The sequence below is a fragment of the Campylobacter iguaniorum genome, from assembly GCF_000736415.1.
GTDB classification, from domain to species: Bacteria; Campylobacterota; Campylobacteria; order Campylobacterales; family Campylobacteraceae; genus Campylobacter; species Campylobacter iguaniorum.
Genome location: NZ_CP009043.1, coordinates 1 through 10,797, shown reverse-complemented (window position 1 = coordinate 10,797; position 10,797 = coordinate 1). Strand labels below are relative to the sequence as shown.

General features: G+C 33.8%; 8 protein-coding genes and 1 other RNA gene. 1 reads left to right on the top strand and 8 read right to left on the bottom strand.

What is annotated here, in order from left to right:
* Positions 1 to 109 precede the first annotated feature (109 nt).
* Positions 110 to 2,167: an autotransporter outer membrane beta-barrel domain-containing protein gene (locus tag CIG1485E_RS00040; protein WP_038452431.1), complete on the bottom strand. Its 2,058-nt coding sequence runs from the start codon at positions 2,165 to 2,167 to the stop codon at positions 110 to 112.
* An 87-nt stretch (positions 2,168 to 2,254) separates the two neighbouring features.
* Positions 2,255 to 2,677: a hypothetical protein gene (locus CIG1485E_RS00035; protein ID WP_038452429.1), complete on the bottom strand. Its 423-nt coding sequence runs from the start codon at positions 2,675 to 2,677 to the stop codon at positions 2,255 to 2,257.
* A gap of 47 nt (positions 2,678 to 2,724) precedes the next feature.
* Between CIG1485E_RS00035 and ffs the strand changes: the two genes are divergently transcribed.
* An RNA gene (ffs, locus tag CIG1485E_RS09270) (signal recognition particle sRNA small type) lies at positions 2,725 to 2,822 on the top strand.
* Between the two features lie 4 nt (positions 2,823 to 2,826).
* Here the strand turns inward: ffs and CIG1485E_RS00030 are convergent.
* From CIG1485E_RS00030 to dnaA, 6 genes are all read right to left on the bottom strand, one after another.
* Complete coding sequence (locus tag CIG1485E_RS00030) at positions 2,827 to 4,041, bottom strand: HD domain-containing protein (RefSeq protein ID WP_038452427.1); 1,215 nt, start codon at positions 4,039 to 4,041, stop codon at positions 2,827 to 2,829.
* 78 nt (positions 4,042 to 4,119) lie between these two features.
* A complete protein-coding gene (gene queF, locus CIG1485E_RS00025; protein WP_038452426.1) occupies positions 4,120 to 4,560 on the bottom strand; it encodes a preQ(1) synthase in 441 nt (146 codons plus the stop codon).
* Between the two features lies 1 nt (position 4,561).
* Positions 4,562 to 5,944, bottom strand: a complete 1,383-nt coding sequence (locus CIG1485E_RS00020) for an EAL domain-containing protein (protein ID WP_038452424.1) — start codon at positions 5,942 to 5,944, stop codon at positions 4,562 to 4,564.
* Positions 5,944 to 8,268, bottom strand: a complete 2,325-nt coding sequence (gene gyrB, locus CIG1485E_RS00015) for a DNA topoisomerase (ATP-hydrolyzing) subunit B (protein WP_038452422.1) — start codon at positions 8,266 to 8,268, stop codon at positions 5,944 to 5,946. The genes CIG1485E_RS00020 and gyrB overlap by 1 nt, the downstream gene beginning before the upstream one ends.
* A gap of 8 nt (positions 8,269 to 8,276) precedes the next feature.
* Positions 8,277 to 9,347 carry a DNA polymerase III subunit beta gene (gene dnaN, locus CIG1485E_RS00010; RefSeq protein ID WP_038452420.1) on the bottom strand — a complete coding sequence of 357 codons (1,071 nt, stop codon included), beginning with the start codon at positions 9,345 to 9,347 and terminating at the stop codon, positions 8,277 to 8,279.
* Positions 9,348 to 9,486: 139 nt separating this feature from the next.
* Positions 9,487 to 10,797: a chromosomal replication initiator protein DnaA gene (gene dnaA, locus CIG1485E_RS00005; protein ID WP_038452418.1), complete on the bottom strand. Its 1,311-nt coding sequence runs from the start codon at positions 10,795 to 10,797 to the stop codon at positions 9,487 to 9,489.

The following is a 10,797-nucleotide window of genomic DNA, read 5'->3' as shown; positions in this document are numbered from 1 at the left end:
TAGCATCGATCTCTAACCTTCAAATGCTATAGCACTATTTTAATCTAAATTTACTCATACCACGCACGATAGTTTTTTACCAGCGTCCATATTATACACTAAATTTAACTTACAACCTCCACTCAATCCCTACATTACCACTCACACCTTCTTTCTTACCGCTTAATCCTTTGATTCCTAGATCAAGAGTAAGTCTATCACTGTTAGTAAGTGGTTTTAGTTTGATACCAGCTTCAATGCTCCCACTACTTCCTTGCATATCAGTAGGATCTATCTCATAGTTATAGCTTAGATTATATCCTTTTTGTTTAGCATCAAACTCATATTCATAAGCTGCCCCAGTATATAAAGTAGTACTCTCTTTTAGTTCATAATTATATCTAGCTCCAAGCTTAGCTATAAAAGAGTTAAATGTATCAAGCCTAAATTTATCATTAGTACTCATATCTACACTATCACTTCCTACTCTAGTATAATATAGCTTTGTATAGATATCTAAATTTGATCTATTATCAAGTTCTATTATATTACCCACTCCAAGAGATAATCCATAATAAGCTCTTTTAGAATCAAAGCTAGCACTTATCTTATTGCTACTATCTCCAAAATCATCACTTTTAAAATCACTCTTAACTTGACCAAATTTAATACTATTATCTATATAGAAGTTATTTACTAGATTAGTCTTACTCATAAGACCAAACCCGAAGTATGAGTTATCTCCACTTCCTTTTATATCTCCACTATCAAAGCTATTAAAGCTATCATACTTACCATATCCAGCTTCAAAGAATGCTGAGTATATAAAGCTATCATTTGCTCTTTTACTAATAGCAGCTATTAGTCCTATCATATTAGAATCTACATAGCTTCCAGTATTACTCTTAATACTACTTGCTCCCATACTTCCACTACTAGCTTCACCAAAACCATTAAAGCTTAAAGAGTTTATAGCATTTAACGCACTATCTACTTGCTCACTACTTGATACAGCACTTAGTGAGCTTGAGATTGCTCCTTCATTTATGGCTTTTTGTTTTTCGTTGGCACCAGCTTTTGTGGTGGTGGCGACTAGTTTTTTGTCACTGTCTTCAAGGGCGACACTAAACTCATAAACATTACTAATGCCTTGATAGGCTGTAAATTTATCATTGATATTTAATGGGGCGTCTATAGTATTATTTAGAGCATTTATAAGAGTAACCTTATCACCAGTCTTTATAGCTAGAGTGTTGCCATTCATTACTCCTATGCCTATTTTGACTTGATTAAGCCTTCTAACAAGATCTGAAGCCAAGATTATATCATTTGCTTTAATATTATTTGAAAGATAAAAGTTTACAAACTCGAAGTATCCCACATATTGTACCGTTATATCTTTTGTTCTTAAATTTAGCGTATTGCCTTTAATTGAGTATTCAAATGTTGTTAGATTGTCTTCAGCTTCTCCACCAAATAATCCAGCACCAACTCCAAATATTGGATTGCCAGATATATTTATAGTATTATTGATAGCCAAGCCTGATTTAGTAACTCCACCATAGACAAAGCTATTTATAGTTCCACCTGAGATATTGATTGTATTTCCAGTGGCATTGCCTGAGCGAAAGGATTTTCCACCATAAATCATTCCATTTATAGTTCCACCAGAAATGTTTATAGTATTTCCTGTGATGTCGCCTAAGCGACTATCTCCACCATAGACAGATTCAATAGTTCCACCAGAGATATTTATAGTATTTCCAGTGACTGAGCCTGAATCGCTATATCCACCATAGACCAAGTGAATATTTCCGCCAGAAATATTGACTATATTTCCAGTGACTGAGCCTGAATCGCTCTCTCCGCCAAAGACATCATTTACTGCTCCACCAGATATATTTACTGTATTTTCATATACGTTTGTATTATCACTATATCCGCCAAAGACATTATTTACAGCACCACTAGTGCTTTTTACGGTTATGGTATTGTTATTTGTAGAGTTGTTTGGTGCTAGGGCATTACTCAAATTACGTGAGCCAATTGTTATAGTTGTCGGTGCAAAGGTTGTTGGATTAGTAGTGCCACCTACTGGGTCATAAATGAGTGTGTCAGCTAAAGCTGAGCTGACTGCTAAACTAGTGGCTAGAAGTAGGGGGGGGGTAAAGGCTGAGTTCTTAGGCATATTTTTTCCTAATTGTGAATTTATATTGTTTGGCATTATACATTAAATTTTTAATTTTAAGTAGGAATGTAGTTAGAATTTATATATTTAGCTAAATCTCTTAACCTCTTCTAAAAAATATTCATAAACTCTTTGTTGGATTAAGGCATCGTCTTCATCGCTCTCTATCATCAAGCGACGCAGGTGTGAGAAGTCGATTTTTTTGGCGTATCTTTTGATATTTTTTAGCTCGTAATCAATATCCAAAAGCAAAGAATCAAGGGTAAGAAGATTGAATTCTTTGACTTTATTTACATATTCTTTGACTGTTTGGACTAAGACCCCTACTCTTTTGTGGTCGTTTGAATAAATTTCACCAGCGATATATCTCACATCATCAAAATCACTATTTTTGACCTCTTTTTTCGCACAAAGCATAGCAGCAAAGACCTTAGCACGAAACTCCAAAGAGCGGTGATGAGGGACGAAAAGCTCTCTAAAAACCGATAAAAGGTGAAATTTGATATTCATTGCATAATCCTATTTTAAGTATATTTGGCTATAATTCCTATCGCCTTTCCTTAGACCTGTGCAATGCTTTTTAAAAGCACCGCTTCAGGATGGGAACATAGCAGAGCACTTTTTCTTAGTGTGTGCCGCAGTCATCTGGGGAAGGGTTTTTAAATCTCAAAATGCCTTTTAAATTCCAAGCAAATTTTACTAAAATCAACACCTTCGATTTTTGGATTTTTCTCAAATTTATCTGAAATTTTCTCAAATCCCTCAGTTAGCTCTTTGCTTTTTACACCATAACTTATCGAAATCCCAGCCTCCACAAAAGCAGCTAGATTATCACAATACTTTAAAGCTCTGCCATCAATTGCGTTAAACTCATCTGAATTTACATTTTGCATACTGCCCTCATAGTGCTTTGGCTCAGGCCTGTTTATGCGGTTTTCAAACTCATCTTTTTTATATATTTCGCCATCTTTTTTCACGCCCAAAATATAACTAAACTCATCTTTGTAGCTAGCTGGTACATAAGGCAAAATCCGCTCATCAATAAGGCGCATTTCGTATTCGCTGATGATCTCATTTAGCCCGTCGATACCGTATTTAACTGGGCTGATGATATCTCTTGTAAGGCTCTCTGGCAAGTCATGAAATAACGCGCAATAAAAGTTGTTTTCTAGCCTTTTAGGGCAAGCCCCTACTTCTAAAGAGTAAAAATAACCAAATATCGCCACGACAAGCATATGACCTAAAACTGTGGTTTCTGGAATGCGTTGGGTTTGAGCCCAGCGTTTTTGGAAGCGAAGACGACCGCTTAGATCGACTATGCGAGCTAGTTTTTGGTTCATCGCGATTTTACGTACGCCGATTAGCTCATAATAATCCTCTAGCTCTTCATCGACTTTTTGTTTCAGCTCTTCAATATCGTTTAAAAACTGGCTAGTTTGATAAACTATACTAAACTCCCATTTAGTCGCAAGATAGCTTGCTGCTTTTAGTATTAGGCGTTCTTTTTTGTGTGTGGAATCTGTCTGATAAGTCTTTAATCTCTCCAAAAAATCGCCATTTTGAATGCTTGAAAGCATTGGTTCAAGCTTGGTTAAAACCCATGAGTTTATCTCTTTGTTTTTTGTCTTTTGCATCTGATGGAAGACATCTGGACGGATATCGGTGACTACAACACGGCTCAAAAACTCAAAAACACCACCTTCAATGATATAGTTCATATCCACGTCATTTTCAAGCTTGGCTATGAAATATGCGATGATAAATTTATGCGCTTGTTTATCGAGCTCGACTAAATTTACCATTTTTGGATAGTCATTCCAACGTGAAATACTAGCGGCTTTGAAAATATGCTCGATGAGAGTTGCGTTTATCATAAATTTTCCTTTTTAGCAGTTTAAATTTTATCAAATTTAGCTTTGAAATTAAGTTTATTATCGCGAAGCTAGGCGTTGCTAAAATTTGCGAGTAGTTTCTAGTGTTATACTACTTGTATCATATTTTTCGCCGCGAACCAAATTTGAATCCACTTCGATCACTGTATGCACGTTTCCGCGAGGGTTAAAATCGCCAACGACACGCAGATATTTTGGGTTTAGCTTTTTATCGAGCAGATCATAAATTTCATTAATGCTGGCTTCATGGCTTATGTGACGATTTAGAAAGCTATTGATGTATAGTTTGATAGCTTTTAGCTCGACTACAAGCTCACGCGGCACGTATGTAAGATAAATAGTCGCGAAATCTGGATATCCACTTCGCGGGCAAAAGCAAGCAAACTCAGGCAAAGTAATGCGAATAGCATAATCATTTTTGCTTGAATTTGGCCAGATTTCAAAGTCTTTTTCTATATTAAATTCGTTTATAATTTTTTCACCATATTTTTTATTTTCCATTTTAATCCTTTAAACTTAATTTTGGTTTGTCTATACAAAAACCTTGCACGTAATCGATACCAGTTTTCATAATCTCATCATAAAAACTACTTTTATCAACAAAACGAATAATCGTTTTAACGTTTAATTTGCTCGCAGCTACGTTCATATTTTCTAAAAGATTTCTAAATTTAAAATTATCAAAGTTTTTGCTAAATTCCATATCATAAATTATATAATCAACATCTAAATATTTGAAATATTCTAAGCTTGAATTGTTTCCGCCAAAGTGAGTTAAAGCAAAGCCAAATCCAGCATTTGTATACTCAGCCAAAATCTCTCTAAACTGGATAATTTCGCTATAAGCACTGTCTTCAACGAACTCAAATACCAGCTTTTTTGGGTCGATATTTTTGTCTTTTACCAGCTTGAAAAGGTCAATTTTAAATTTATGATTTCTTATCGTGACTGGCGAGATTTCGATAAAAAGCTTATTTTTAATATCGTTAAAATCGATTTGATTAAAGAGTGAGTTCAAGACCTCTTTGTCATAATCTATCTCATAGCCAATTTTATTTATGATTTGATTAAATTTAATTTTTGGCATGCTTTGACTGTCAAATTTAAGCTTTTGACTAGCGTAAATCATATCATTATTTGATTTTATATCTTTTATGGTTTGAAATTTGAAGATGAAATTTTTCTTATTTAGAGCATCTTTTATGATACTTTCATACTCTTGGGCGCTGAATTTTTCATTTTCATTATTTAGAATTTTATAAAAAAGCGTGGATAAGACATTGTTTAAATTTGAGTCATATTTTGTAGAAATAATGCTGTAAATAACCTTTATTTCGATATTATTTATACCATTTTTTGATAAACTTATCTCAAAAGTTTTAAGCAAATGATTTAAACTACTCTCCTTATAATCAACGAGCATCAAAAAATATCCATCAATATATTTGCCGATTGGAACTTTTTTTATTTTATTTGACTTTAAAAAATCTTGTAATTTTACTAAAAATTTATATGAAATCTTATCAACATTCGTAAAACCATAACGTTCATTTATATCATTTAGGTTTTTTATACCTATCATAACTATACATTTATCTTCCCCATTTTTTATGGATTTTTGTAAGATATTGCTGATTTTTTCACGTGTGAAGCATTTGCTCACTGGATCTATGAATGATGAGTTAAACCCATGATAAATCATATAAAAAGTATAATAAACATAGCAAACAGTTAAAAGCACGAACATAGAAATTTCAAAAATTTGGTAGTTTTTGAAATTTGCAAATGTGTAAGCCCAAAGCAGTAGTAAAAATATAAAAGGAGTTGCAATCCTAAGGGCAAGAGCAAAGCGGTTGCTTCGCTCTTTTGTTTGGCTATATAGCATTAAACATCCAGATGTTTGACATCTTTTGCGTGGGCTTGGATGTAATCACGTCTTGGCTCAACTTCATCACCCATAAATAGCTCAAATATTCCGCTTGCAGTTTCAAGATTATTTACATCTATTTTTAGCAAACGGCGATTTTCTGGATTCATTGTAGTTTCCCAAAGCTGTCCTGGATTCATCTCACCAAGACCTTTGTAGCGTTGGATATAAGCGCCTTTTTTAGCATTTTTTTCTATCTCTTCAAGCACTTTTACTGGATCATCTTTGAGATCTATCTCACGCTCTTTCATCTTTGAGTAGATATGAAGTGCCTCTTCATAAAGTGGATTTGCAAATAAATTATCATTGATAATCAGCTCTTCAAGACCGTTTTCAGTCTGGACATAAATCCTGATTTCTTCTTCATTGACGTATGAATTTAGGATATTAAAGCCCTCATTTTCAAGCATAACTTTAATAATCTCATAAAGTTCATTATAACTTTTACCCACGATGTCAGGATTTTCTATCATATATCTTATTGCTACAAGCACGTTAAAACGCTTTTTAAGCTCTACCAAAATGCTTCTATAAGCTGCTATAATTTTAAGATAATCAACCAAATCTTTACTTCCAACTCCCTCAAAACTCTCATTTTCTATGCCAGTTTCGATGAGAAATTCATTCAAGGCTTTTTCATCTTTGAGATAAATTTCTTTTTTGCCCTTTTTATAGCGATAAAGTGGTGGCTGAGCTAGATAAACATAGCCGTTTTCGATGATTGGAGTAAGAAAACGGAAGAAAAATGTCAAAAGCAAAGTCTGAATATGGCTACCATCGACGTCGGCATCGGTCATAATGATGATTTTATGGTATCTTAGCTTAGCTGGATCAAATTCATCGCCGATTCCGCAGCCAAACGCTGTTATCATATTTTTGATCTCTTCACTTTTTAGGATTTTATCAAGGCGAGACTTTTCTACATTTAGGATTTTACCACGAAGTGGCAAGATAGCTTGAAAAACTCTATCACGGCCCTGCTTAGCTGAACCGCCCGCAGAATCACCCTCTACAAGGTAAATTTCACTCTCGCTTGGATCTTTACTTTGGCAATCAGCAAGCTTACCAGGAAGTGTACCAACGCTATTTATATTATCTTTTTTGCGTGTTAGATCTCTTGCTTTTTTAGCTGCTTCCCTGCCCCTAGCTGCGATTAGAGCTTTATTCATTATAGCTCTAGCTTCGATTGGGTTTTCTTCAAAATACTTGCAAAGCACTTCAAAAGTCATCTTTTGAACTATTGGTTTTACATAGCTTGAGCCAAGTTTGCCTTTTGTTTGTCCTTCAAACTGAGGCTCAGGAACCTTTACACTAACTACAGCTATAAGACCCTCACGGATATCATCGCCTGTGATTTTTGTATCTTTTTCGCGTGCTGCTGCGTTGGCTGCGATGTAGTTTGTGATAGCTCTTGTAAGTCCAGCTCTAAATCCAGCTTCATGAGTACCACCATCTGGAGTTTTGATATTATTTACAAAGCTTAGTAAATTTTCGCTATAAGTTTCGTTATAAAGCAGTGCAAAATCGACTATGACGTCTTCTTCGCCACCACTGAAGCTCACAGCTTTGCTTACTGGATTTGATTTGTTCATATCAGTTACGAAGCTTTCTAAACCACCTTCAAAATGATAAGTTTCACTAAATCCATCTCTTTGATCTTTAAAATTTATAGTTATTTTTGGATTTAAGTATGCAAGCTCGCGAAATCTTTTGGTTAATATACTTTTGTCAAATTCAGTTACTTCAAATATCTCATCATCAGGCCAAAACTCTACACTTGTTCCAGTACGGTTTGTGGTTTTAACTGCTTCAAGGACATTTTGAGGTATGCCTTTGGCAAATTCTTGACGATATAAATTTCCATCTCTTTTGATATTTAAAACAAGTTTTTTAGATAGCGCATTTACAACTGAAACACCAACACCATGTAAACCACCACTGACTTTATAAGTGTCTTTGTCAAATTTACCACCAGCGTGAAGCACAGTTAAAACAACAGTTGCAGCTGATATTTTTTCTGTAGGGTGGATATCTACTGGAATTCCCCGACCATTATCAGTGACGATACATGATCCCTCACGAGTAAGCTCAACTGTGATAGTATCACAATATCCAGCCATAGCCTCATCGATTGAGTTATCTACGACTTCATAAATCATATGATGAAGACCACTTATGTTTGTATCACCTATATACATTCCAGGGCGTTTGCGAACTGCTTCAAGCCCTTTTAGTACTTTAATATTTCCAGCACCATAATCTTTTTGTTCTAAATTTTCCATATTTTTCCTTAAATATTTACAGGCATTACAACTGTTTTTAGATCACCAGAACTAAGAACAAATGGTAGTCCAGAGCCATTAAATCCTAGATTAAATTCGCTATCTTCTATACTTGATAAGAAATCAAGTATAAATTTGCTTTTTATACCTAGCATAAAATCTTCATTTATATTATTTTTATATTCTATTACTGTTTTTGCTTCGCTGTTGTCTTCGTTTATACTCTCAAAACTTATATTATCTTGAGTAAATGTTATTTTTATGAGTTCAGATAACATTGAGATTGTTTTTATGCCTTCGATTATCTTTTCACGGTTTAAAATTAAGCTTTGTTTGACTTCTGTTGGGATAACTCTATTGTAGTCTGGGTATCTGCCATTTATGAGTTTTGTGAAGAACTCAAAGTTTTGAGAAACAGCTATAAATGTGTTTTCATCATAATAAATTTCTATATCTTCAAAAAATAGTTTTTGGATTTCAACTATCGCTTTTTTAGGGATTATAAGGCTAAATGGATCATTATCTGAGCTAATGTCTAATTTATAAACACTTAATCTTCTTGTGTCTGTTCCAACTAAATTTATATAATCTTTTTTGATATCTATCAAAGCTCCAGTTAGCTCTATTTTTGAGTTTATAGTTTCAATTGAACTTGAGATTTTTCTAAGACTTTTACTTAAAGCTCCAGCGTTTATATCAAATTTCTTTTTGTTTTCTAAATTTGGAAATGTTGGAAAGTCTTGTGAATTTTGCATTGGCAAACGATATTTTGAATTATTTTGTTTGATATAAAGATGATTTTGAATAGTTTCAAGCATGATATCGCCGTCTTTTAGACTTTTTATAATATCAAGAAGTTTTTTACCATTTGCTGTAGCTGAGCCTTCATCTTGTATAATTGTGTTTTTTATTTTGTATGCAAGCCCTATTTCATGGTCAGTTGCTTTGATATTTAATATACCATCTTTTGCTGATATAAAAATATGAGAAGTTATCGAGCTTAGATCTTTTTTGTCAAGGTATGGATTTGTGTTTATGACTATTGATTCAAGGACGCTTTTTTTGATTAAAACTTTCATCTTTTTTGCCTTTTTAAATTTTAATTATCTTTTTTTGTTTTAGTTGGTGTGTTGATTTCGTGAAAACTAGCACCAAATACTCTTAAATTCACTATTTAGACTTTGAAAAACTTCTTTTAATTGTTCACAGTTATTCACATTATTCCTTTGAAGTTATCTTATTTTTTAGCTCTTCAACTCTAGCTTTGAAGTAATCATCGCTGTTTATTAATTCATTTATTTTTTTGATGTTGTGGCTTACTGCGCTGTGGTCTTTTAATCCAAAGTGAGTAGCAAGCTGAGGCATTGAATTTGGGGTAAGAGTTTTGGCTAAATATATGCAAATTCTCCTAGCCTCGACTATGCCTTTTGTGCGGCTTTTGCTTTTGATATCGCTTGGTTTTATATTCATCTCATGACCGACTGATTCGATTATATTTTCAAGGCTGATATTTTCTTTTTTCTCTTTTATTTGGTCTTTTATGACGTTTTTAGCAAACTCTAGCGTGATTTCTTGACGCATGATATTTGCAAATGCGTTTATGTTTATGATAGCACTTTCGATCTCGCGGATGTTGTCGCCCATATTTGTGGCGATGTATTCGATGATGTCACTGCTTAAATTTATACCATCAAATTCACATTTTGCTTTTATAATACGGATTTTTGTATCTAGTTCAGGTGGAGTGATATCTGCCATAAGTCCCCACTCAAATCTACTTTTTAGCCTCTCTTCAAAGCCTTTTAGCATTTTTGGTGGCTTATCTGAGGTCATGACTATTTGACCTTTTTTAGCGTGGATTTCGTTAAATGTATGGAAAAATTCTTCTTGTGTTTTTTCTGATTTGTGAAAAAACTGCACGTCATCGATGAGTAAGATATCACAATTTCTATATTTTTCTTTAAATTTATTCATTGTGCGATTTTCAACATTTCGCATAAAATCGCTCATAAACTGCTCACTTGTCACACAAATCACAGTCTTACCCTGCTCTAAGCAGTAGTTTCCTACTGATTGAAGCAAGTGAGTTTTGCCAAGTCCAGTTGAGCCGTAGATAAAAAGCGGATTATAGACTTTTCCAGGATTTGTGGCGACTTGTTTTGAGCTGATATAAGCAAATTGGTTTGAGTCGCCCACGACAAAGGTATCAAATGTATAACTTGGGTTTAAAAGTGAGCTTTGGGTGCGAATTTGCTTTATATCGACGTCTTTGGTTTTTGTTTGGATTTTGCCTTTTAGAGTTGTGATTTTGACTGCTGGTTTTATGCCAGTTTTTACTTCAAAAAGGTTTGCTATTTTAGCTGAATATCTAGTTTGGATAAATTTTGCTATAAGTTCATTTGGTGCAGTGAAAACAGCATTTTCTTCATTTGAAGATTTTTCGTTAAATTTGATTTGTGAGATGTAATTTTCCATCTCGTTTTTAGATATCTCTTGACCTAAGAGCTCTAAGATTTCATCTGCTAACAA